Source organism: Pseudoxanthomonas sp. z9 (assembly GCF_006542425.1).
Lineage (GTDB): Bacteria > Pseudomonadota > Gammaproteobacteria > Xanthomonadales > Xanthomonadaceae > Pseudoxanthomonas_A.
Map to the genome: position 1 here is coordinate 103408 of NZ_VFID01000004.1, position 24656 is coordinate 128063.

Below are 24656 nucleotides of genomic sequence, written 5' to 3' on the forward strand. Positions count from 1 at the left end.
ATCCGAACCGTCCAAGGGCTTTCATGCGCGTACTGGTCACCGGCGCCGCCGGCTTCATCGGCTATCACCTGAGCGAGCGCCTGCTGGCGCGCGGCGACGAGGTGCTCGGCTATGACAACCTCAACCCGTATTACGACCCGCGGCTGAAGCAGGCGCGCCTGGATCGCCTGCTGCCGCAGCCGGGCTTCCGGTTCGTGAACGCCGCGCTGGAGGACCGCACCGCGCTGGAGCAGGCCTTCGACGGTTTCCGCCCGCAGCGGGTGGTCAACCTGGCCGCGCAGGCCGGCGTGCGCTATTCGCTGGAGAACCCGCACGCCTACATCGACAGCAACATCGTCGGTTTCACCAACATCCTGGAAGCCTGCCGGCATCGCCGGGTCGAGCACCTGGTGTACGCGTCCTCCAGTTCGGTCTACGGCGCCAATCGCAAGCTGCCGTTCGCGGTCGAGGACAGCGTCGACCACCCGGTCAGCCTGTACGCGGCCAGCAAGAAGGCCAACGAGCTGATGGCGCACACCTACAGCCACCTGTTCGACCTGCCCACGACCGGCCTGCGCTTCTTCACCGTCTACGGTCCCTGGGGCCGGCCGGACATGGCGCTGTTCCTGTTCACCCGCAAGATCCTCGCCGGCGAACCGATCGACGTGTTCAACCACGGCCGCCACACCCGCGACTTCACCTTCATCGACGACATCGTCGAAGGCGTGATCCGGACCCTGGACCGGGTGCCCGGGCCGGATCCGGACTACGACCCGCTGGCGCCCAGCCCGGCCACCTCCAGCGCGCCGTACCGCGTGTACAACATCGGCAACCACCAGCCGGTCGAGCTGCTGCGCTACATCGAGGTACTGGAGGATTGCCTGGGCCGCAAGGCCGAGCGCAACCTGCTGCCGCTGCAGCCGGGCGACGTGCCGGATACCTACGCCGACGTCAGCGCGCTGAGCCGGGACACCGGCTACGCGCCGTCCACGCCGATCGAGACCGGCGTGCGCCGTTTCGTCGACTGGTACCAGGATTTCTACCGGGTCTGAGCCCTTCCGCTTGGCCGGTTTCGGTCGTCCGCCGCGTTTTCCCGGGTAATCCACACCACAGGGGAAACTTCCGATGAGACGCGCCCTTGCCGGCCTTGCTGCCGCAGGTCTTTCGCTACTGCTCGCCGCGTGCGCCACCACCTCGGGCAGCGACGCGCCGCCGCCGGTCGCCACCACCACGATGGCCACCGACGCCTACCACATCGGCGTGGACGACATCGTCCAGGTGTCGGTATGGCGCAATCCGGAACTCGGCATCACCGTGCCGGTCCGCCCGGACGGCATGATCTCCGTGCCGCTGGTGGGCGACGTTTCCGCCGGTGGCCGCACCCCGCAGGAAGTCGCCAAGGACATCCAGGACAAGCTGGCCGCCTTCGTGCGCGATCCGCAGGTGGCGGTGATCCTCACCGATCTGCGCAGCCACGAATACCTCTCGCGCGTGCGCGTGACCGGCGCCGTGCGCCAGCCGGTGTCGCTGCCCTACCGCCCCGGCATGACCGTGCTGGACGCCGTGCTGGCCGCCGGCGGCATCACCGAGTTCGCCGCGCCGGACCGTTCCGATCTGCACCGCAAGAGCGCGGAGGAAACCCGCACCTACGCCGTGCGGCTGGACCGCATCCTCAACCGGGGTGACCTGAGCACCAACTACCCGGTTTCCCCCGGCGACGTGATCACCGTGCCCGAGCGGACGTTCTGATGAGCAACAATCCCCTTCCCGTCGCCCGCCGCGCGATCACCGCGCCGCAGGCCGCCGCGACCACGCTGACCCCGAACGAACTGGTCCCGATCCTGCTGGAGGAGGCCAAGCGCAACCGCCTGGCGATGGCCGCGATCTTCGCCGCCATCGCCCTGCTGACGCTGGTCATCGGCCTGCTGGTGCTGCCCAAGAACTACACTGCCTCCACCACCATCCTGGCCCAGGAAAGCGACATCATCCAGCCGCTGCTGGAAGGTCGCGCAGTGGCCACCGAAGTGGTGGACCGGGCAGGCATCGCGCGCCAGGTCATCTACAGCCGCAAGGTGCTCGAGGAAGGCCTGAAGGCCGGCGGCTGGCTGGACAGCAAGCCCACGCCGGTGGAGCAGGACCGCTTGATGGAGCAGATCAAGGGCCGCATCGCCATCACCAGCCCGCGTCCGAACCTGGTCCAGATCACCTACCGCGACACCGACGCCAAGCGCACCTATGACGTCACCGAGCGGCTGGGTGCGCTGTTCATCCAGGAAAGCCTGGCCGCCAAGGAACGCGAGAGCCGCGAGGCCTACGAGTTCATCGATAGCCAGGTCACCGACTATCACGCCAAGCTGATGGAAGCGGAGAACAAGCTGCGCGATTACCGCTCGGCCAACGCAGACGCCCAGCCGGGCAGCGCCACCGACGCCAACACCCGCATCAGCGCCCTGCGCACCCAGGTCGAACAGACCCGGATGTCGCTGCTGGAGCAGCGTTCGCGCGAAGGAGCGATCGCCTCCCAGTTGTCGGGCGAATCGGCGGTGACCGCGGTCGCCACCCGCGAAAGCCTGTACCGCGCGCAGTTGCTGGAACTGCAGGGCCAGCTGGATCGGCTGCTGCTCAACTACACCGAACAGCACCCGGACGTGGTCCGCATCCGCCACCAGATGGCGGATCTCCAGCAGGCCATGACCAACGAACAGCAGCGCCGCGCGCAGGCGCCGCAGGGCAACAGCCCGTTCGACGACACCCAGATGAACCCGCTGTACCAGGAACTGCGCAGCCAGCAGGCACAGACCCGGCGCGAAGTGGCGGCCACCCAGTCGCGGATGTCGATCGCCGAATCGATGCTCAACGATGAACTCAACCGCAGCCGTCGCATCGCCGAATCGGAAAGCGCGCTGGCCGAGCTGACTCGCGACTACGAAGTCAACCGCGACATCTACCAGGATCTGCTGCGCCGGCGCGAGAACGCCCGCGTGTCGATGGAGCTGGATCGCGAGAAGCGTGGCCTGACCCTGCGCGTGCAGGATCCGGCGACGATGCCGCTGCGCCCGACCGGCCTGCGCTTCCTGCACTTCGCCATCGCCGGCCTGCTGGTGGCGGTCGCGCTGCCGATCGGCCTGCTGTTCCTGCGCGCCCGCTTCGACCCGCGCATCCGCTCGGCCCGCCAGCTGCAGAAGGCCACCGGCCTGGTGCTGCTGACTTCGGTGCCGGCCTACGCGTCGCCGCACGATCGCCGCCTGCAGCTCAAGCGCAACGCGCTGAGCATCGGCATGCTCGTCGTCGTCGTCCTCGCCTATGCCTTGGCCTTCGGGCTGAAGCAGATGGCCGCAGCCTGAGGACGATGCCATGCAACAAGCCACTCTGGAACCGCTCGTGACCCCGGACAACGAACGTTCGCAAGGCGTGCCCAACCGCGCCGACACCGCCCGCTCCCTGGCCCTCATGGATGAACCCAAGGCGCTGACGCCGCGCGAGCTGGAGGAGCGCCGGGTCATCCACCGCAATGATTCGGTACGCGAGCAGGCCGACGCCTTCCGCGAGCTGCGCACGCGCCTGCTGGCGCTGGGCGGCGAGCGCAACTTCGTCACCCTGGTCGCGCCGGTCACCCACGGCTGCGGCGGCAGTTTCGTCGCCCGCAACCTGGCGGCCGCGTTCGCCTTCGACGACAGCAAATCGGCGCTGCTGGTCGATTGCGACGCGCTGCATCCCACCCAGCACACCGCGCTGCGCATCGACGCCGGCCACGGTGGGCTGATGGACTACCTGGAGGACAGCGAGGGCGACCTGGCGCGGATCATCTACCGCACCGGCGTGCCACGCCTGCGCCTGATTCCCAGCGGTCCGCAGCGCGAGACCAGCGGCGAGGCCTACAGCTCGTTCAAGATGCGGGCGATGGTCGATTCGCTGCGCAGCCGTTATCCCGACCGCTACCTGATCCTCGACAGCCCCTCGGTGCTGGGTTCGCCGGACGCGCGCATCCTCTCCGAACTGGCGGATCTGGTCGTGCTGGTCGCCGGCTACGGCAAGGCGACTCCGGAAAACATCGAGAAGGCCGTCGCCAGCTTCCCGCATGAGAAGGTCGCCGGCGTGGTCTTCAACCAGATTCCCTGATAAGCAAGGAGCAGGCGCATGCCGATGAAGTATGTGGGAGCCTCGGTCATCACCGCCGCCACGCTCGCCGGGATCTCGGCCGACGCCTGGGCCGCCCGGGTCGACTACACCGTCGACCTGGGCGTGGAGGACAACGACAATGTCACCCTCGCGCCCTTCGATCCGATCCAGCAGCGCTACCTGCGCGCGGGCCTGGGATTCACGGTCACCGAAAACCTGTCGGCGCTGCAGCTCAGCCTGGGCGGACGGGTGGAGTATCGGGACTACGAGGACGACGTGTTCGACGATACCGTCGACGGCACCCTCAGTGGGCGGATGAACTGGATCGCCATTCCCGAGCGCCTGTTCTTCACCGTCGAGGACAACCTGTCGGTGCAGCCGGTCAATGCGCTGGCGCCGGATGCGCCCGGCAACCGCCAGCAGGTCAACGTGTTCTCGCTCGGCCCGACCCTGCTGTTCAACTGGAGCTCCGCGCTGCGCGGCCAGGCCGAGCTGCGCTACGTCAACAGCGACGCCGAGATCACCGACGAATTCAACTCGCAGCGCATCGCCGCCGCCCTGCGCGCGATCAAGGAATTCTCGGCGACCAGCCGGATGTCGGCGAACTTCCAGGCGCAGCGGGTGGATTTCGACAATGATATCGTCGCCCGCGATTACAACCGCTACGATCTTTTCGCCCGCTACTCGCGCACGCTGGCGCATTTCGAGCTGGGCGCCGACCTGGGCTATTCGCGCATCGACTACCGGCAGGGCGAGAGCCGTTCGGATCCATTGATTCGCCTGGACGCGGAGTGGAACCCCACCTCTCGCAGCCAGTTCACCGCCGCCGTCGCCAGCCAGTTCTCCGATACCGCGACCGATGCGCTGCGCGGCATCGAAGCCGACGCGCCGGCCACCGTACCCGAGCACGTGCTGACTGGCGACGCCATCGTCAACGCGTCGCCGTACGAGGTGCGCAGCCTGGACCTGGGTTACCAGTTCACCAGCACCCGCACCAACTTCTCGATTTCACCGTACGTGCAGAAGCGCAACTACGTGGATTCGGACGAGTTCGACCAGAAGAACCGCGGCGCGCGCTTCGACCTGCACTGGCTGGTGCGGCAGTCGTTGACCCTGGGCACCTACGCGACCCACGAGAAGCTCGAATACACCGTGCTCAATCGCGAGGACAAGACCACCCGCCTGGGCGCGACCCTGCGCTACGAATGGTCGCGGCACTGGAGCCTGGGCCTGCTGTGGGAGCGCTACAAGCGCGAAAGCACCGATCTGGGCCAGGACGTCTCGCAGAACATCGTCTATCTGAGCGTGTCCTACACCAACCGCTGAGGCCGCCATCATGCGCACGCGCCCCTCGCCTTCCCCGTCGCCCGCTTCGCGCATGAAGAGTCATGGCTGGCCCAGCGTGTTCCTGCTGGCGCTGGCCCTGCTGGCCGCGGCGATGGGCCAGTGCAGCGAAACCGGCGCCGGCCTGCCGGAACAGCAGGCCGCCACGCCGCCGCCTCCACCGGCCGAGGCACCATCGCCGGCGGCGCCCGCGACGGCGGCGGCGACCGGCAAGGATGCGCTGAACCTCGAACTTTCGCGGGTGGACCGGCGTTCGTCGGCGTACTCGCGCTTCCGCGGCTGGGTCGACAGCGCGGTGGCTGGCAGCCCCGGCTACGCGTTCGCCGCCGGCGACGCGGCGCTGATGTTCCTGCTCAGCGATGGCGCCAAGTACTGCGATCTGGCCGTGCGCATGGTCGAGCAGCAGGTGTCCGAAGCCGAAGCGACGATCGCCTCCGGCGGCCGTCCGGCAATCTCCGGTGACTCCTACCTGGAAGTCGGCCCGCATCTGGCCGATCTGGCGATGACCCTGCACAGCTGCCCCGCGGACATCGATACCGCCCGGCGCAAGCGCTGGTCCGACTACGCCGAGCAGGCAGTCTGGAATGTCTGGCATCCGGCGCAGGCGCAATGGGGCGGAAAGGCGCATCCGTGGAGCGGCTGGTCGATCGACAATCCCGGCAACAACTACTACTACAGCTTCCTGGAAGCGACCATGTACTGGGCGCTGGTCAGCGGCAATCCGACCTGGATGAAGGAACTGCGCGAGCGCCGCCTGCCTCCGCTGCAGGCCTACTTTGCCGGACTGCCCGGCGGCGGCAGCCGCGAAGGCACCGGCTACGGCGCGGCGCAGATGCGCCTGTTCGGGCTGTACCGGCTGTGGCGCGACAGCACCGGCGAGGATCTGGCCAACGCCAATCCGCACGCCCACGACAGCATCGCTTATTGGGTGCATGCCACCGTGCCGACGATGGACCGCTTCGCGCCGATCGGCGACCAGGCGCGCAACTCGATTCCGGAACTGTTCGACTACCACCGCCGGCTGGTGCTGGAAGCACGCCAGCTGACCCAGGAACCGGCCGCGCTGGCGATGTCGTCCTGGTGGCTGGGCCACATCTCGGTGCCGCGGATGAGCCAGGGTTTCAACAGTCGCTACGATCTGCTGCCCGCCGGTGAAGGCGGCGCGGCGCCGACCGATCTGATCTACCTGGCCGAGGGCGCGGGCCACCTGTTCGCCCGCACCGGCTGGGACAAGGACGCGATGTGGCTATCGTTCGTCGCCGGTCCCTACAACGAGAGCCATGCGCACCAGGACCAGGGTTCGTTCACCCTGTTCGCACGCGACTGGCTGGCGGTGAGCGAGAACATCTGGAGCCACAGCGGCATCCAGCAGGGCACGCCGGTCCACAACGTGGTCCGCTTCGAACGCAGCAACCCCGACGCCCAGCAATGCGCCGCGCCACGCGGCGACGTGGTCGTGCACCAGTGCGAATCACCGCAGTCGCGATCCAAACTCAGCCTGACCCGCAATCCGGATGGCGGACTGACCGCGACCGCCGACCTGACCCCGGTCTACCGCGGCAATCCCGCCCTGGACAGCTGGCAGCGACGCATCGATTTCGGCGGGCGCAAGCTGCTGGTGCGCGACACCTTCAAGCTCGGCGCGGGCACGCGCGCGATCTTCCAGGTCAACGTGCCGGAGAAGCCACGCATCCAGGGCAACGAGGCGCAGGCCGGGCGGCTGAAGATCCGGGTGCTGGAACCGGCCGGTGCCACCCTGCGCGCGCACGACTGGAGCAGCGTGGATGCGCAGGAGTTCCGCAGCGGCTGGCGGCTGGACGTGGAAGGCGGCCAGAATGGCTATCTGGTCGAACTCAGCGAGCAATAATGCGGTCCGTCACAGTTTCAGGCGGGCCACGCGGTTGAGCCGGCGCTGGCATCGTCACGCCTTCACGACCAAGCCATCTCGAAGCTGAACGAACCCGTCCGGCAGAGGCCGGCATGGACGGCCGAGTCCGTTATGCGGCTATGATGCGCTCGCCGTTGCGCGGGTCGATGTGGCTAGGGGGAGCCGCAGCGGGCGATCTTCATGGTCGTGCTTTTCCTTTTTCGCGCGCGGTTTCCTTGCCAGGAGATCCCCTTGTCGCGCATTCCGTTTTCCGGTGTCCCCCGCCCGCCGCGGTCCGTCCGCTGGCGTCGTGTCCTTGTTCCCCTCTTCATCGCCGTTCCGCTGCTGGGCGGATTCGGTGCGGCCAGCGCCGCCGGCCTGTTCGGCCAGCGCGCCCAATGGACCACGATCCGCGTCTGGCACGATGTGCGTGCGACCGCCGCGCAGATCGGCACTTTCGCCCGCGCCCCGTTCGCCCGCCTCACCGCGCGCGCGCCTGCGGGTAGTGGCGGCGGAACCGGAACGCCCATCGTTCCTCCCTCCACGCAGGTGCCGGTCACCGGCGGCGGCGGACTCGCCCAGAATTCTTCGCAGCCCCGCCTGGTCGCCCTGCCCTCGGCGCGGCTGTATACCGATCGCAGTTCGGCCGCCTATACCCGCTTCAAGAACTGGGTCGACGCCGCGGTCGGCAATGGCGGTACCGGCTACGGATTCACCGCCAGCGAGGCGGTGATGATGTACCAGCTGTCACCGGAAACCCGGTATTGCACGCTGGCCATCAACATCACCGAACGCCAGGTGTCGGCGGCCGAGACGGCCATCGCCGGTGGCGGCCGCCCCGCGGTCTCCGGGGATTCCTATCTGGAAGTCGGCACCATGATCGCCGACGTCGCGACCACCCTGGACACTTGCGGCAACTTCCTCACCGCCAGCCAGCGCAGCCGTTGGTCCGCCTACGCCGAACAGGCCGTCTGGAACATCTGGAACTACAACAGCGCGCAATGGGGCGGGCGTTCGTTCCCGTGGTCGGGCTGGTCCACCAGCAACCCGGGCAACAATTACTACTACAGCTTCCTGGAAGCGACCATGTACTGGGCGCTGGCCAGCAGGAGCAGCACCTGGATGAACTTCCTGCGGACCAACAAGCTGCCCGCGCTGCGCGAGTATTTCGCCCGCCTTCCCGGCGGCGGCAGCAGTGAAGGCACTGGCTACGGCACCTCGCACATGCGGCTGTTCTGGCTGTACGAGGTATGGCGTGATGCCACCGGCACGGATCTGGCCCTGGCCAGCCCGCATGCCACCGACAGCATTTACTACTGGGTAAACGCCACGGTGCCGACAATGGATCGCTTCGCGCCTATCGGCGATCAGGCGCGCAACTCCGTGCCCGAGCTGTACGACTACCATCGTCGGCTGATGCTGGAAGCACGCGATCTCGCCGTCAGCAACGACGCGCGCAACATCGCCACCTGGTGGCTGCGCAACATTTCCGTGTCGCAGATGACCTCCGGCTTCAACTACCGCTACGATCTGCTGCCGGCGGGCACAACGCCGGTGCAGCCCACCGAGCTGATCTACCACGCCAAGGGCGTGGGCCATCTGTTCGCCCGCACGGGTTGGGACCGTAATGCGATGTGGGTGGCGATCGTGGCCGGTCCGTACAACGAGAGCCATGCGCATCAGGACCAGGGTTCGTTCACCCTGTTCGCCCGTGACTGGCTGGCGGTCACCGCCAACATCTGGAGCGGCAGCGGCATCAACCAGGGTACCGACGTGCACAACCTGGTGCGGTTCGCCCGCAACGGCACGGTGGCGCGGCAGTGCGAGTCGACGAGCCGTGCATCCACCCTCAGCGTCAGTCCGGGCGCCGGCGGTTCGTTCACCGCCAATGCCAACCTGACCCCGTCCTTCTGCGACAACACCGCGGTGACGTCCTGGCAGCGCCAGTTCACCTTCGCCAACCGGCGCCTGACCGTGCGTGACCAGTTCGCTGTCACCAGCGGCACCACTGCGACCTTCCAGGTCAACGTACCGGTGGCGCCCACCCTGGTGAACAGCCGCGAAGCGGTCGCCGGACGCCTGCGGGTGCGGGTGCTGGAGCCGGCCAACGCGACCATCAACAGCAACTTCAGCTCGGGCAAGTACGTCGAGGATGGCGCGCGCTATCGCATCGACGTGACCGGCGGCACCACCGGTTACGTGGTGGAACTGAGCGAGATCTGATCCGGCCCGACCCGCCTGCGTGACGCTCAGCCGTTGCGCAGGCGGCGACGCAGGTCCAGCAGCGGGGTCGGCACGAAAGTGGCCGACCACAGGCCCAGCCCGCGCAGCGATACCCGGCTCGCCAACGCCTGCGACAACATCCTGCGCGCGCTGCGGATGTTGCGCGCGTGCAGCAGGTGCTGGCCGAAGTCGGTACGGATCGCCCGCACCTTGGCGTCCACCCGTGCCTGCGGTACACCCAGTGTCCGGCCCAGGGTCACGGCATTGTGCAATTCCGCGCGCGCGCAGCGTTCGATGCGGCTGGTGATGCTGCCGGCGGCGGGCGTGTAGCGCCCGATCAGCTCCCCGCACGCCAGCACCCGCCAGCCGGCGTGGGCAATGCGCAGCCACAGGTGGTAGTCCTCGGCGCCCACGAGTTCCGGTGATTCGTCGAAACCACCCAGCGCCTCGAACGCCTGCCGGCGCACCACGGTCATCGAGGTGCAGATCCGGTTGCATTCCCAGAGGGCGTCGAAACCCATTTCGCGCGGCAACGCCGGCGCACGCGCACGACCATGCAGCAGCCCCGCGCGCGGATCCCGCCCGAGTTCCAGTTGCCGCTCCAGCTTGTGCGGCAACCAGCTGTCGTCGGCGTCGAGGAACGCGATCCACTCGCCCTCGCAGGCGCGCGCGCCGGCGTTGCGGGCGGCAGCGGGACCCGCGTTGGCCTGGCGCAGCAGGCGCACCTTTCCGCCGTAGCCGGCCAGCACCTCGGCCAGCCGTTCGCCATCGGCCGAGCCGTCGTCCACCACGATCACCTGGCAGGGGGGCACGGTCTGGGCGAACACGCTGTCCAGCGCCACCGCGATGGTCGCGGCGGCGTTGTAGGCGGGAATCACGACGGCGTAGGAATTGGTTGCTTCGGGCGAGTGGGTCATCGTCGAATCAGGTGGTCAACGGCTTCCGCTTCCACAGCGCATGCCGGATGTACTGGAGCATGTACCAGGCCGCGCGTGGCGCGCTCAATCCTTCGACCTGGCGATAGATGCGCCACTGCCAGCCGGCAGCGCGCAGTTTGTTGGCCGACACCGAACCGTTGCGCACCAGGTAGTACGCGAGAGGCGCATCGCCGGGCACCCGCACCGCACTGCCGGCGCGACGCACCCGATCCAGCCAGAACACGTAGTCCTCGTGCCCCATCTTCTGGAACGAAGCCTCGCCCAGGCGGCGGTCGTAGATGCCGGTGAGATTGCCGATGTGGTTGCTGCCCAGCATGCGGCGGTAGTCGACTTCCAGCGGCGGCGACACTTTCGACAGCAGCCGGCCGTCCTCGGCCACCCGCTGGTAGCTCGCATAGCAGACCATCGCGCCGGTCTCGCGCATCCGCGCGAGCTGCAGTTCGAGTTTTCGCGGTTCCCACCAGTCATCGCTGTCGAGAAAGGCGATGTGGGTGCCACGCGCGGCGCGCAGTCCGGCGTTGCGCGCCGCCGCCACTCCGCCGTTGGGCTGGCGCACGGCGACAACCCGGTCATCGCCACGCGCCAGTTCCTCGACGATGGCCGCGGAACCATCGCGCGAGCCATCGTCGATCAGGATCAGTTCCAGTTGCCCGAAGCTCTGCGCCAGCACTGATTCGGCCGAACGCCGCAGGGTCTGCTCGGCGTTATAGACCGGCATGATCACGCTCACCAGCGTGTCGGCGTCCTGCGCGGGCAAGCGGGCGGCCGGGGTGTTCACGCGGCGTCCCGGGCGACCGTGTTGCGGCCCGAGCCCGCCCACGACGAACGCGGCGCCGGCAGCACGAAATCGCGGTAATCGTTGGGATTTCCCTGGCGTCCTGCCTCGGCGGCCTTGGCGATGTTGTACGCCTCGCGCGCGCTGACGTAGTGCAGCACATAGCGCTTGCCATCGTTGTAGGCCGACTCCAGATACGCGTGCATCGCATCCACCGGCGCGCCCAGCAGCGTATCCATGTCCGCCTCCTGGGTGCCGTGGGTGTGGATCTTGATGAACACCCATTCCGGCCGGCCCTCGACGTGCACGCCGGTGCGCACCCATGCATCCACGCGTTCGGTGGTGGGTGGCTGGCCGCCGCGCACGTCGGCGTTCTCGATGCGCGGGACCAGGCCCATCCGGCGATCCCGCCAGTTCAGCCCCAGCGGTCCCTGGATCAGCATCAGGTCGCCGCTGGGCGTGCCGCCCACCCGCACCGGGGTGCCATCGTCATGCGATTTGGGCGCATGCGGATCGTCGGTGGCGTAGTAGATTGAGTTGATGATCCGGGTCTGGGTGTCGCTCGGCGCCGAGGGCATGGTGAAGTCGGCGTAGCAACCCAGCTCGCGCAGCAGGATCAGTTCGTTGTCGATGCCGCACCAGCGGCCGTCGGGACGCGAATTGTCCAGGCACCAGTTGCCGTGGATGAAGCCGAAGCGCAGTTCACCGCTGACCGGATCGCGCGGCAGCGCGCCGTGCCGCTCGTGCAGGATATGGCAGAAACGGGTGATGCTCTGGCGGAAATTGGCCTCGGTGTCGTTGTCGTGGTGCAGGTGCACCTCGATTTCGCCGTAGCCATCGGCACACAGTTCGGCCAGCTTCTCCAGGTGCTCCGGTGCGTACTCCTCTTCCGGATAGAAAAAGCTGTGTTGCGGCGGGCGCCCGTCCGCGTCGCGGTGGCGCGCGGCCATGTGCCGGTACTCGTGGCACCAGCGATCCACCCGGGTGCGCTGGGTGGCCAGGTCCGCACCGCGCCACATCGGCTCGAAATGATCGACGAAGCAGAACATCACGTGGACCGGCCGGTCGGTGACCCGCGGCGGCTTGCGGCGCAGGTAGCTGCCGATCCAGATTTCCATGTTGCGGGCGCGCAGCAGGCGCCAGATCACGAAGGCGCCGAGCGCCGCGAGGGCGGCCAATACGGCCACTCCAATCAGAACGTTCAAGCCTTCCCCCGTCGCTGCTTTCGTCCGGCGTCTGCCGCCATTCACAACAACGCGCTGCGGGGGGCGAACCGGCCATCCCGAGGTGCCGGCCAGGACGGTTCCGGCGGCCGTGTTCAGTCCAGCGCGGGCAAGGCCTGCAGCGCGAAGCCCGCCGCCTTCCAGCGTGGAATCAGCTCCCTGAGCAGATCCAGCGACAGCCGGCTGTCGTCGTGCATCAGCACGATTTCGCCTGGCCGCATCGGATGGCGGCCGATGACCTCCAGCAGGTCGCCGGCAGGCCGCCGGCTGTAGTCCAGGCTGTCGTAGGACCAATACAGGATGCGGCGGCGCTCGCGAATGCAGCGGGCGATCATCGGCAGCGACAGCACGCCGCGCGGCGGGCGGAAACCATGCCGCTGGCGGCCGTTGATGGCGGTCAACAGCCGGTCGGTGCGGTCGATTTCCTCGAACTGCTGCCGCAGCGACAGCGTCTCGAAACGTGGATGGGAGAAGGAATGGTTGCCCAGCGTGTGGCCCTCGGCGGCAATCCGCCGGGCCAGATCCGGGTGCCGCTCGATCTGCTGGCCGATCAGGAAGAAGCTGGCCCGCGCATCGTGCTCGGCCAACAGGTCCAGCAACGGCGCGGTGTGCTCGGGATGCGGACCGTCGTCGAAGGTCAGGTAAATCGCCCGGCCGTCAGCCGGGCCGGCGGTGGTCAGCCAGGCGTTGGGCAGCCATTGCAGGACTTTCAGGCGGCGCGGCCGGGGATTCATGCGGGCGGGGATCCGGATTCGGGGGAAAAAACACCGGGGCGCGCGCAAGCGCGCATGGCGGCATCCGGATCATGCCGGCCGGGGAAAACGATGTGGCGGATCGCGCGCATTCAGCCGATCTCCACTTCGGGGGCCAGTTCGCCCAACGCGATCGGCTGGCCGGCATACAGTCGTTCGTAGCGCAGCGCCATGGTCCGGAACGAGCCTTCCGCCAGCACCCAGTCGCGCCCGGCCCGGCCCATCCGCGCCGCGGTTTCGGGCGTTTCCAACAGTGCCAGCAGCGCCGCCGCCAGCGCGTCGGGATCCCCCGGGGCAATCAGTTTTCCATTGACGCCGTCGCGGACGATCTCGCGATTGCCGCCGACGTCGGTGGCCACGATCGGCAGTCCCGCAGCGCAAGCTTCCAGCAACGCAATCGAATAGCCCTCGCTGCGCGAGGGCAGCGCGAACACTTCCAGCCCGGTCAGCAGTCTAGGCACATCGCTGCGGTCGCCGAGGAACCGCACGGCATCGCCCAGCTCCAATTCACCGGCCAGGCCCTCGAGCTGGGCGCGCAGGGCGCCATCGCCGACGACCGCCAGCACCGCCTGCGGCATCTTCTCGCGCAAGCTCGCGAACGCTCGCAACAGTCCCTGCTGCTCCTTGACCGGCTGCAGTCGCCCGACCGTGCCGATGATGCGGCAGTCGGCGGGCCAGCCCAGTTCCGTGGCCAGTACCGCGCGTCCGGCGGCGTCGGCCGCCCGGAAACGTTCCAGGCGGATCCCGTTGGGCACCGCCAGCAGCCGCTCGCGCGGGCGCACGCCCTGGTCGTCGAAACACCGGCGCGCGGCTTCGCACACGCCGGCGACATAGTCGGTCTGGCGCATGCTGCGGCGATACAGCCATTCCTTGCGGCTGCGCGGGTCCACCGCCCCCATGCTGTGGCGGGTGTTGATCACCCGCGCCAGCGGCAAGCCCCACGCCGCCAGCACCGCATGGTAGTGCGCGGTGGCGTTGTGGGTATGCAGCACCGCGCCGGGGTGGCGACGGAGCAGCGCGCGGGCGCGGCGCACCGCCGACCAGTCCAGGCCGCGCCGCTTGTGACAGGCCGTCACCTCCACGCCCTGCGCGGTCAGTTCGGAGGCCAGCTGGCCGGGTTCGAACAGGCAGATCACCCGGCAGGCGTGGCCGGCGTCGCGCTGGGCCGCGATCAGGTCGATGACGGTGCGCTCAAGCCCGCCGCGCTCCAGGTTCTCGACGAAGTGGATGACTTCCATACCCTTCATGTCAGTTCAGATACCGTCACGCGTTGTTTGCCGGTCGCGGTCAGCGGAATGTCGTCGGCGAAGCGGAAATCCAGCGCGACCTGCTGGCCGATCACCTTGCGCAGTTCCGCGCCCATCCGTTCGACCACGGACGGATCGAAATCATGATCGCGCACCAGGGTGATCTCGAAGGCGTCCAGGCGCTTCTGCACCACCTGGTAGCGGCGGATGCCGGTGGCGCCCAGGAAAGCGTACACGATGAACTCGCCGGGAATGTAACGGCCGTCCGGCGTGCGCAGGGCGTCCAGCTTGCGGCCATCGACGCTGGCCAGCAACGGCAGCGCGCGCCCGCAGCTGCAACGCCCCTGCCCCGCCGTCGCCAGATCGCCGTTGACGTAGCGCAGCAGTGGCATGCCCAGGTTGTGCAGGTCGGTGACGATGATCTCGCGCGGGCCGGCCGCGTCGCCACCAACGCCCGCGCCCAGTTCCACGTGCAGGTGGTCGATATTGACGTGCAGGCCCTTGCGGTGTTCGCATTCGGCCGCGATCAGCATGAACTCGCGGCAGCCGTAGGTGTTGTAGGCGGGACAGCCGAAAGCCTGCTCAATCAACGCGCGCTGGCTCTCGTGCAGCGTCTCGGCGGCGCCGAGGATGCGCTGGGGCCGGTGCACGCGACGGCCGTTGGCGATCAGCCATTCGGACATCTTCACGATCGGCGCGACATAGGAAACGATCGTCTCCGGGCGGAACCGGTCGATGGCGTCGGCATACTCGGCCATGCGCGCCTCGCTCATCTCGAAGGCGCTGAGCATGTAACGGTTGAAGGCGGCGTGATACAGGCGATCCTTGCGCTTCTGCGCGCCAACCGGCGTGCCCCACAGGTACAGCGTGCGCTGGCCCAGGCGCGCGCCGGCCCAGCCGTAGCCGCGCCACATGATCGCCATCCGGCGCTCGTAGCTCTCGTGGGTGTAGCCGAACTTCAGCGGCTCGCCAGTGGAGCCGCCGGTGGTCTTGTAGAGCAGGCCGGCACGCTGGTTGGTCGCGATCAGCGCCTCGAAGTTGGCGCGGATGGTCGGCTTGTCCAGCAACGGCAGGCGGGCGTAGTCGTCCAGCCCGTGGATGTCTTCGGGCGAGCGAATGCCCAGTTCGCCCCAGGTTCGCCGATAGAACGGCACCTGTTCCCAGCAGTGGCGCAGCAGGCGCTGCAGCTTCTGCCACTGCAGCGCGCGCAGCGCTTCCTCGTCCTGCGATTGGTTGCGTTCGTATTCGTCGAGGTAGCGCAAGGTCTTGCGTCCGCGCAGCCCGGATTCGTACAGCGGGAACAGCACCCGCCGGAACAGTGGCGCGTACAGGCTCATGACGTGCCCTCCCCCGGCGCGCGCTGGTAGGCCCACGCCAGGAAACGCGCGCCCAGCCGCGGCCGGCCTGCGGCGAAGCGCTGGTGGAGATGCTGAAGATGCTCGATGTCGCCCCGGCTCCAGCAACCGAGCAATAACGTCAACGGAATGTAGGCCAGCACCAGGACCGCGCCGCCGCTCAGCACCGAGGCGATCGGCAGCAGGCCGCGCAACGGCCAGGCCAGCAGGCCGGCCAGCGCGGCGGCAAGCAGGATGCGCGCCAGCCGTCCCCATTCCGGGTGCGCATGGCTGACCCGGGTGGCAAGGGTCATGTAGACCGCCGCGTTGATGGTGGCGACGGTGATGTAGGCCACCACCGCCCCCTTCAGCGCGAAATGCGCGATCAGCACGGCATCCAGCAGCACCTTGAGCAGCGCGCAGATGATCACCAGCACCAGGATGCTGCGCTGGCGATCGGCGCTGACCAGCAGGCTGGAGCCGCCCTGGGTCATCGCGGTCAGGCAGGCCGCCACCAGGCATACCGCGAATACCGGCCCGGCCGCGTAATACTCGCGGCCATACAGCAGGTGGATGACATCGTTGCAGAACACCACGCCGAACGCCGCCAGCGGTGCGGCCAGCAGCACGAGATAGCCGGTGGTGGCGACGAAGCGCTGCGCGGCGATTTCGCGCCCTCGGCTCAATGCATTGGCCATCATCGGCAGCAGCAGCGCGCCGAACACGCCCGGCACCAGCATCGCCGCGCCGGTGGCCAGCTGGTAGGCGACCTTGAACTGGCCGGCGGCATGGCTGTCGGCGTACATGTTCAGGAACATCACTTCCACTTCGCTGGCGGCCATGAAGCCGACCGACACCGTCAGCGCGGTCCAGCCCATGTGCCGTCGTACCCGCGCCAGCAGCGGCGCCGGCAACTGCACCCCCGGCTTGCGCGCCGGCACCATCGGCGCGATCTGGCGGAACGAGATGCCGAAGAACACGAAACTGGAAACGACGAACACCGCCAGCAGCCATTCCACCGGCGCATCCAGCCGCCAGGCCAGGACGACCAGCAGCAGGTTGATCGGGGTGGACACCAGCGCCACCGTCGCGGTCGCGCGGAAATTCTCGAAGCCCTTGGCCACGCCGATGTTGAACATGTAGGACGAGCGCAGCGCCACCGCCACCACCAGGAACCCCAGCAGCAACTTGTGGTTCATGCCCGGAGCGATGTGATCGCCGCCGAAGATGAACACCGCCGCGCCGGCCAGCAGCACCACCAGCAGGAAAATCCGCTGCGCGCGCCGCAGGTAGTCCAGCAGGTACGGCACCATCTCGATGCGCTCGGTGCCGCGCAGTTCGGCGACGAACTTGATCGCCGCGCTCGCGGTGCCCGAATTGGTGATCGCCACGCCCATCGCCACCAGCCAGATGACCAGGCTGTAGGTACCGAAACCGTCCGGCCCCAGGTGCCGGGCGATGATGATCGAGGTGAGCATGCCCAGCACGTACTCGGTGTACGTGCCCACCGAGGAGAACAGGGTGTTGCTGAGGGTGCGCGACCGACTGTTCATGCCATTGCCAGGAGGACCTTGACCATCACGTACAGCCCGATAACGCCGATTACGGCGTAGATCGGCCAGCGCAGCAGGTCCTTGTCCAGACTGAAGGCAGGCAGGCTCGGGTAGACCTCGCGCAGGCGGGTGTAGTGGGCGACCACGATGGCGATCAGCAGGTACAGGATGATCACGTAGCTGCGGCTGAGGAAGAACGCGGCGGTGATGAACCCGCTCAGCGACATCAGCAGGGTCAGGGTCAGCGCGCGATCCTTGCGCCAGTCCGCCAGGGCCTGCTCGTCCGATACGTCCGGCGGCACGTCGTTGATGATGTCGTCGCCGCGCCGCAGCGGCGCCAGCATCATCCGGAAGCTGTAGCCGACGATGGCCAGCCACAGGGTGAAGCCGATGATGCCCATTTCGGCGAGCACCAGCACGAAGGAATTGTGCGCGGTCAGCTCATGAAGATCCGAATAGCCACCGGCGCCGATACCGAACACCGGGTTGCCGATGAACATCTGGATGCCTTCGTACCAGGAGTCCACCCGGCCCATCGCGGAGGCCTCGGAGACTTCCATTTCCTGCAGGCGCGACGGCAGCATCATCAGCCCGCCCAGCGCCCCGACCCCGAGCAGGCCGGCGGTGAAGATGCCGCGCTTGCGCCACACGTACACGCCCAGCAGCGCCACCAGCGCCAGCAGGGTGCCGCGCGAATTGGTCAGGTAGCAGCCATAGATCAGCAGGCCGGCCACCACCAGCCAGAACAGGCGGCGCAAGCCCATCAGGCCGCCCCGCGCGCTCAGGTAGAACGCCATCGGCAGGCACATCACGAACAGCAGGCCCAGGTCGTTGGGGTCATTGAAGATGCCCACGTACTGGATGCGGGTGCCCTGGGACAGTTCCACACCGGTCCAGCCGATGCCGATGGTGGCCTGTTCCACGCCATGCAGCGCCAGCACGCCCGCACAGATGGTCAATACCGCCATCACTGTCTCCAGCCGTTCGCGGGTGTGGGCCGCATTGGCCAGCAGCACGTAGGCCAGCAGCACCGGGGCGAAGATGAAGAACACGAACAGCGCGCCGCCCGGCCATCCGTTCACCACCTTGGACACCATGGCCACGAACAGGAAGCACGGTATCAGCAGGTACTGCGGCGCCGAGAACGACTTGCGCGCGGAGAACACCCACAGTCCGGCGGCCAGCAACAGCGCGATCGACTGCAGCGGCGGCCCCGGGTTCTCGGCAATGGCCGGATAGTCCTGGGGCCGGATGATCACCAGCGCCAGATACACCAACAAGAAAAAGAACATCAGCCCCTGTCGCTCCGCTCGTTCAACCTGTGCGCAACCTTGATGTGTAGCTGAACACCTCCGGCACCGCCACCATCGCCTCGAACCATTCCCGATCCATCTGCCGCTCCACCGGCAACCGCGGCACCGAGTACAGCGTGGTCGCCTCGATCGCGCGAGTTCCGGCCACGTAGCTGCAGGCCATCCGGAACCCGGCCGCCCGTACCGCCTCGACCGTGTCGCCGTCGAACGCGTCCGGTCCACCGACCGGGTAGGACAGCACCGCGACCGGACCGCCCAGTTCGCGCTCCAGCGCCTGCTTGGATCCCTGCACCTCGGCGATCATCCGATCCCGCGGCAACTTGGCCAGCATCCGGTGGTCCACCCCGTGCGAACCGATTTCCATGCCCGCCGCGCGCATTTCGCGCAGTTGGTCCCAGGTCATCGGCCGGCAATGCGGATGTCCCTCCGAGCGTGGCAGGTTCCACTCGCGCTCCAGTCGCGCGATCAGCGCGCCCTGGCCCTCGTCATCCAGCGACTTGAGCCGATCCAGCAACTCCGAGGCCTGCGCGCGGCGCTCGCCCAGGTCCGGGCCCAGCGCCCAGTCCACGCCCAGTTCCGGCGCCCGCAGGCGCGCGGCCGTGGTCGAGCACACCATGTGCACCAGCCAGTCGTAGGCATAGGGACGGCCGGAATCGATGTGGCCGGTGGACACGAAGAACATCGCCGACATCCCCAGTTCGCGCAGGATCGGGAAGGCGATCCGGTAGTTGTCGTCGTAGCCGTCGTCGAAGGTCACCAGCACCGCGCCGCGGGGAAGCCGCCGGCCCTGGTCCAGGTGATCCAGCACCTGTGCGAACGTCATCGGCACGAAGTGGCGCTTCAGATAGGCCATCTGCTGGCGGAACGCGTCCGCGGAGGCGCTGATGAGGTCGGTGTCGAAACTGAAGTCGTCCGGTTCGGCCGATTCCAGTACCCGGTGATAGGCCAGCACGCGCACTGCGTCGCCCGAGCCAAGCCGCATCCTGCCGAGCAGCGGCAGCACACCGGCACGGTGGCACCAGCGCGCCAGCAGTTGCCTGCGGCCCGCGCGTTCCCTTGCCTGTTTCGATGCTCCCCTGGCCATCATCCATCCGCATCCGGCAACCATGCCTGATGCCCTGAATACGAGGATTGCCGCCGGATCCGGCCACGCCGGCGCCGGTTGGCCGCATTCGCGCCGGTTTGTCGTCTGGCAGGCGAACGCAAGCGCGCTGCGCTAACGTAAACAGGGATTATCAGGGGCGTGTCCTGCATGTCGGACGATACCGACTTCGTCGCGTTGTACAACGAACTGGGGCTGGACGCGGAATGCAGCATGCTGCATTTCAAGCATGCCTACCGGCGCCGGGTGATGCAGTTGCATCCGGATCACCAGCGCCATCCCGCCGATGTCGCGCGGCTGCAGCGGCTGAACCGCATGTACGCGGCGGCGCTGGAATTCCACCGCGCCCACGGCCGCCTGCCCGGCGCGTCGCGGCCGACACCGGTGTCGGCGAAAGACGGCGGCGGTACTCCCGTGCTGGTGGATGACTTCCCGCCAGCACCGGCGCCGGGTCCCGCGCTCGCGTTCGCCGCCGAGCAGGCGCGCTGGACCCGCGAGTCCGAACCGGCCAACGATGCCGACGAGGAACCCGTGCCCGAGCCGGTGACCGGATTTCCGCGTCGTCGCCGTTACTTGCTGATATTGGCGCTGCTTGCGCTCGTGCTGTACTGGTGGGGCGCTCAGAAGAACGCCACGCCCTCGCTGGATCCCGCGGGTCCCGGTGACGCGGTTTCACCGGGACTGGGCACGCCGGAGATCACCAGCCGGCTTGCCGTTGGCATGGACGCCCGGCAGGCCCGGCGCATCCTCGGTGAGCCCGATGGCGAGCACGCGGCCCGCTGGGACTATGGCCCCTCGTGGGTCGAGTTCCGCTGCGGCAGGGTGGCTGGCTGGTACAGCTCGCCGCTGCGGCCGCTGCGGGTGGACGAGGCAAGCGCGCATGCGGCGACCGAGGAGGTGCCGCACTGCTGAAGGACGAAGGTTCAGGGGGATTCGAATGTTTGCTGGCACCGCCGGACTGCTGAAGAAGGCGCAGCGACGCCTGTGGATGAAGTACGCGCTGCGCGGCGTCGGCGGCAGCGACAACCATGCGCGGCTGGACATGGCCTATCGCATGGAGGATCCCTGGAACATGGATTCGGCGATGGAGCGGACCCGCTTCGAGGCCACCAACCGGGTGATCGAACAGGCCTTCGGCCGGGTCGGCAGCGTGCTCGAGATCGGTTGCGGCGAAGGCCACCAGACCGAATACCTGGCCCGCCTGAGCGATGAGCAGTACGGCCTGGACGTCAGCGCGCACGCGGTGGCGCGCGCGCAGGCGCGGCTGCCACGCGCGCATTTCGCCGCCGCCGACCTGTTCCACCAGCCCTGGGGCGAACAGCGCCACCGTTTCGATCTGGTCACCGCCTGCGAAGTGCTCTACTACCTGAGCGATCCCGCCGCCACGGTCGCGCGCATGCGCCACCTCGGCCGCAACGGGCTGGTGACATTCTTCGCGCCGGCCTGTGGACGGATCGGCCCGCACGTGGAAGACATCCCGGGCGTGCGCAAGGACTGGATCCACCACGGCGCCACCGCCTGGCTGATCGCATGGTGGCGCGATGACTGACGCCGACGCGACCCTGCAGGGGCTGGGCGTGGTCTATTTCGGCAACGACTGGAACGCGGAGAACCGCACCAGCAGCCACCACATCGCCACCCGCCTGGCCGGCCACATGCCGGTGCTGTATGTGGATTCCCCCGGCATGCGCGCGCCCAACGCGTCCGGACGGGATCTGAAGAAGGCATGGCGCAAACTGAGCGCGGCGCTGCGCCGCCCCGAACGCATCCGCGAGGGATTCTGGCGCTGTACCGTGCCGCAGTTGCCGTTCCGGCGCATCCCCGGCGTGGACGCGTTCAACCGCCTGTTCGGGCGCTGGGCGGTACGCCGCGCGCTGCGCGCGGTCGGCATCCAGCGACGCATCTCCTGGTTCGCCGTCCCGCATCCGGGCTTCCTGGCCGGGCGCCTGGGCGAGGAATTCTGCGTGTATTACTGCATCGACGACTATGCCGCGCATCCGGGCGTGGATCCGGAACTGATCGGGCAGCGCGATGAAGCGCTCAGCCGCGCGGCCGACCTCCAGTTCGTCGCCCCGCCGGCGCTGCTGGCGCGCAAACAAGAACTGAACCCGCACACGGTCTACTCCCCGCACGGGGTCGACGTGGATCTGTTCCGCCGTGCCAGCGAGGCCGGCACCGAACTGCCCGCCGCCGCGCGCGACCTGCCCGGGCCGGTGATTGGCTACATCGGCTCGCTGCACGAATGGATCGACCTGGACCTGATCGCATGGCTGGCGCGACAGCGCCCGCAGTGGACCTTCCTGCTGGTCGGCCATGCCGCCGCCGACGTGAGCGAACTGCGCGCGCTGCCCAACGTGCGCCTGGCCGGAGCGCAGCCCTACGCCACCCTGCCGCAGTGGGCTAAGGCGTTCGACGCGGCGATCATCCCGTACCGGATGAATCGTCAGGTGGCCAACTCCAATCCGCTCAAGCTGCGCGAATACCTGGCCACCGGCAAGCCGGTGGTGAGCGTGCACAACCCCGAAATCGAGAAGTTCTCGCGCTGGGTGCGCATCGCCCGCGATCGCGAGGAGTACCTGCGCGCGCTGGAAAGCGCGCTGGCCGAAGACACGCCTCAAGCCGCCGCCGAACGCATCGCCGCGGTGGCCGACCAGACCTGGGATCGCCGCGTCGACACGGTGCTGGAGACCGTCGCGCAGGCCCTGCAACGCCAACGCCCCCTTTCCTGATCATGCTCAATACCCCCATGCCCGCTTCCGCTTCCACCCGGCTGCGCGTCGCCATCGTCGGCGCCGGCTATGTCGCCACCCACCACCTGGCCGCGCTCAAGCGCCTGGATTTCGTCGACGTGGTCGGCATCTGCGACAACCAACTGCAGGCTGCGCAGGCGCTGGCCGAGCGCTTCGGCGTGGCGCGCGCGGCCGCGCGCCTGGAGGATCTCGCCGACGCGCAGCCGCAGGCGGTGTACGTGCTCACCCCGCCGTCGTCGCACCCGTCCATCGCCCTGGCGGCGCTGGACATGGGCTGCCACGTGCTGGTCGAAAAGCCGATGGCCGACAGCGTCGCCGACTGCGAAGCGATGATTGCCAGCGCCCGCGGCCGCGGCCTGCTGCTGGGCGTGAACCATTCGGATCTGTTCGATCCGGTACTGATGCAGGCCATGCAGGCGGTGCGCGACGGCCGGATCGGCGACGTGGTGTCGGTCGACATCATCCGCAATTCCGAATATCCGCCCTACGCCGGCGGCCCGTTGCCGGGATCGGTGACCCAGGGTTCCTACCCGTTCCGTGATCTCGGCGTGCACGGCCTGTACACCATCGAGGCGTTCCTCGGCGAGATCGAGCATGCCGAAGTCGCGTTCCAGGCCCGCGGCACCGATCCCAACCTGCATTTCGACGAGTGGCAGGCGCAGGTGCGCGCCGCGCGCGGCACCGGCCGGCTGCTGCTGTCCTGGAACGCACGGCCGATGGAGAACCGCGTGTTCGTGCGTGGTACCCGCGGCACCATCGAGGTCGATCGCTTCCTGCAGACCTGCCGCGTCCATCGCGTGCTGCCCGGCCCGAAGTTCATCGGCATCGTCGCCAACGCTTTCATCAGCGCGTTCAAGGACGTGTTCCGGATTCCCTGGAACGTGGTGCGCTTCGCCACCGGCCTGCTCAAGCCCTCGCCCGGCATCCGCCACGGCGCGCAGGCGTTCGCGCAGGCCGCGCGCGATGGCGCCGCGCCGCCGTTCACCGGCGAGGACGCGCTGCGCATCGCCCGCCTGCTGGAGCCGCTGTGCGTCGAACCGGATCGCCAGCGCCTCGCCCTGCTGGAAAGCCGCTACACCGAATTGCCGCCCGTCGATGCGCTGGTCACCGGCGCCGCCGGTTTCCTCGGCCGCCGGCTGGTCGCGCGCCTGCGCGCCGAGGGCCGCAGCGTGCGCGTGCTGGTGCGTCGTCCGGTCGCCGCCTATGCACAGGATCCCGGCGTGCAGTCGGTGATCGGCGACCTGGGCGACCCGCGCATCGTCGACCACGCGGTCAAGGGCGCGGGCGTGGTCTATCACGTCGGCGCGGCCATGCGCGGCGGACCGCGCGATTTCGAGGCCGGCACGGTGTGGGGGACACGCAACGTCGTCGACGCCTGCCTGGCCCATGGCAGCCGCCGCCTGGTCTACGTCAGTTCGATGAGCGTGTTCGATCACGCCGGCCGCGCGCCGACCGCGGTGATGAACGAATCCTCCGCCTATGAACCGCATCCGGAATGGCGCGGCGCCTACACCCAGACCAAGCTGAGCGCCGAGCGCCATGTGCGCGAGGCGATCGAGCGCCAGGGCCTGCCGGCGGTGATCCTGCGGCCCGGCCAGATCTTCGGCCCCGGCGCGGAAAAGGTCACCCCCAACGGCGTCATCGGCCTGGCCGGTCGCTGGGTCGCGGTGGGCAGCGGCGCGCAGACCCTGCCGCTGGTCTACATCGACGACGTGGTGGACGCGCTGGTGCAGGCGGCCGACGCGCCCGGTGCTCCCGGCCGCATCTTCAACATCGTGGACACCTCCGCCGTCACCCAGGAAGCCTACCTGCAGCGCGCGCAGCGCAAGCTGGGCGGCGAACTCAAGCGGCTGCGGGTGCCGGTGGGGATCTTCATGCTGCTGGGCTGGGGCGTGGAACTGCTGGGCAAGCTGCTCAAGCGCGACGTGCCGTTGACCCGCTACCGCGTGCGTTCGCTGCGGCCGCTGGCCAATTTCGACACCACCGCCGCGCGCGAGCAGTTGGGCTGGACGCCGCGCGTGGGCGTGGAGCAGGGCCTGGATGCGACGTTCGGCTGACCGAGTCGCCTTCCTTCCCGTTCCATCCGTCGACGCGCGTCCGCGTGGCACAACTCTTGCATCACCCGCCCTGATCCCGC

General features: G+C 68.3%; 20 protein-coding genes. 11 read left to right on the top strand and 9 right to left on the bottom strand.

Annotation, left to right across the window (positions count from 1 at the left end; genetic code table 11):
• The first annotated feature begins 23 nt into the window (after positions 1-23).
• From FG323_RS05050 to FG323_RS05080, 7 genes are all read left to right on the top strand, one after another.
• Complete coding sequence (locus tag FG323_RS05050) at positions 24-1031, top strand: NAD-dependent epimerase (protein ID WP_141453381.1); 1008 nt, start codon at positions 24-26, stop codon at positions 1029-1031.
• A 73-nt stretch (positions 1032-1104) separates the two neighbouring features.
• Positions 1105-1728, top strand: coding sequence for an XrtA/PEP-CTERM system exopolysaccharide export protein (locus tag FG323_RS05055; RefSeq protein WP_141453383.1), 624 nt, complete (start codon positions 1105-1107; stop codon positions 1726-1728).
• Positions 1728-3323, top strand: coding sequence for an XrtA system polysaccharide chain length determinant (locus FG323_RS05060; protein WP_141453384.1), 1596 nt, complete (start codon positions 1728-1730; stop codon positions 3321-3323). The genes FG323_RS05055 and FG323_RS05060 overlap by 1 nt, the downstream gene beginning before the upstream one ends.
• Positions 3324-3333: 10 nt before the next feature.
• Complete coding sequence (locus FG323_RS05065) at positions 3334-4098, top strand: polysaccharide biosynthesis protein (RefSeq protein WP_141453386.1); 765 nt, start codon at positions 3334-3336, stop codon at positions 4096-4098.
• A gap of 18 nt (positions 4099-4116) precedes the next feature.
• Positions 4117-5424, top strand: a complete 1308-nt coding sequence (locus tag FG323_RS05070) for a hypothetical protein (protein ID WP_141453388.1) — start codon at positions 4117-4119, stop codon at positions 5422-5424.
• A gap of 10 nt (positions 5425-5434) precedes the next feature.
• Positions 5435-7309, top strand: coding sequence for a heparinase II/III family protein (locus FG323_RS05075; protein ID WP_141453390.1), 1875 nt, complete (start codon positions 5435-5437; stop codon positions 7307-7309).
• 252 nt (positions 7310-7561) lie between these two features.
• Positions 7562-9532: a heparinase II/III family protein gene (locus FG323_RS05080; RefSeq protein WP_141453392.1), complete on the top strand. Its 1971-nt coding sequence runs from the start codon at positions 7562-7564 to the stop codon at positions 9530-9532.
• 26 nt (positions 9533-9558) lie between these two features.
• On the opposite strand, the gene FG323_RS05085 is transcribed toward FG323_RS05080, so the two are convergent.
• From FG323_RS05085 to FG323_RS05125, 9 genes are all read right to left on the bottom strand, one after another.
• A complete protein-coding gene (locus FG323_RS05085; protein ID WP_141453394.1) occupies positions 9559-10449 on the bottom strand; it encodes a glycosyltransferase family A protein in 891 nt (296 codons plus the stop codon).
• 7 nt (positions 10450-10456) lie between these two features.
• Complete coding sequence (locus FG323_RS05090) at positions 10457-11248, bottom strand: glycosyltransferase family 2 protein (protein WP_141453396.1); 792 nt, start codon at positions 11246-11248, stop codon at positions 10457-10459.
• Positions 11245-12432, bottom strand: a complete 1188-nt coding sequence (locus tag FG323_RS05095; protein WP_255470082.1) for a hypothetical protein — start codon at positions 12430-12432, stop codon at positions 11245-11247. The genes FG323_RS05090 and FG323_RS05095 overlap by 4 nt, the downstream gene beginning before the upstream one ends.
• A 131-nt stretch (positions 12433-12563) precedes the next feature.
• Positions 12564-13202, bottom strand: a complete 639-nt coding sequence (locus FG323_RS05100) for a polysaccharide deacetylase family protein (RefSeq protein ID WP_141453400.1) — start codon at positions 13200-13202, stop codon at positions 12564-12566.
• Positions 13203-13312: 110 nt separating this feature from the next.
• Entirely contained in the window at positions 13313-14467 is a 1155-nt protein-coding gene (locus FG323_RS05105) for a glycosyltransferase (RefSeq protein ID WP_249890077.1), read from the bottom strand.
• Positions 14464-15804, bottom strand: coding sequence for a phenylacetate--CoA ligase family protein (locus tag FG323_RS05110; protein WP_141453402.1), 1341 nt, complete (start codon positions 15802-15804; stop codon positions 14464-14466). Before FG323_RS05110 ends, FG323_RS05105 begins: the two co-directional genes overlap by 4 nt.
• Positions 15801-17354, bottom strand: a complete 1554-nt coding sequence (locus FG323_RS05115) for an oligosaccharide flippase family protein (RefSeq protein WP_141453403.1) — start codon at positions 17352-17354, stop codon at positions 15801-15803. Before FG323_RS05115 ends, FG323_RS05110 begins: the two co-directional genes overlap by 4 nt.
• Positions 17351-18646 (bottom strand): O-antigen ligase family protein, encoded by a 1296-nt coding sequence (locus FG323_RS05120; protein WP_141453405.1) that lies wholly within the window; start codon positions 18644-18646, stop codon positions 17351-17353. Before FG323_RS05120 ends, FG323_RS05115 begins: the two co-directional genes overlap by 4 nt.
• 22 nt (positions 18647-18668) lie before the next feature.
• Positions 18669-19751, bottom strand: coding sequence for a polysaccharide deacetylase family protein (locus FG323_RS05125; protein WP_249890075.1), 1083 nt, complete (start codon positions 19749-19751; stop codon positions 18669-18671).
• A gap of 168 nt (positions 19752-19919) precedes the next feature.
• Here FG323_RS05125 and FG323_RS05130 point away from each other — a divergent pair, with 168 nt between their 5' ends.
• The 4 genes from FG323_RS05130 to FG323_RS05145 are packed head-to-tail and all read left to right on the top strand — an operon-like array spanning position 19920 to position 24576.
• Positions 19920-20681, top strand: a complete 762-nt coding sequence (locus tag FG323_RS05130; protein WP_141453407.1) for a hypothetical protein — start codon at positions 19920-19922, stop codon at positions 20679-20681.
• Between the two features lie 25 nt (positions 20682-20706).
• Positions 20707-21318 (top strand): class I SAM-dependent methyltransferase, encoded by a 612-nt coding sequence (locus FG323_RS05135; RefSeq protein WP_181444088.1) that lies wholly within the window; start codon positions 20707-20709, stop codon positions 21316-21318.
• Positions 21311-22498: a glycosyltransferase gene (locus FG323_RS05140; RefSeq protein WP_141453410.1), complete on the top strand. Its 1188-nt coding sequence runs from the start codon at positions 21311-21313 to the stop codon at positions 22496-22498. The genes FG323_RS05135 and FG323_RS05140 overlap by 8 nt, the downstream gene beginning before the upstream one ends.
• Positions 22499-22515: 17 nt before the next feature.
• A complete protein-coding gene (locus FG323_RS05145; protein WP_181444089.1) occupies positions 22516-24576 on the top strand; it encodes an NAD-dependent epimerase/dehydratase family protein in 2061 nt (686 codons plus the stop codon).
• Positions 24577-24656: the final 80 nt, after the last annotated feature.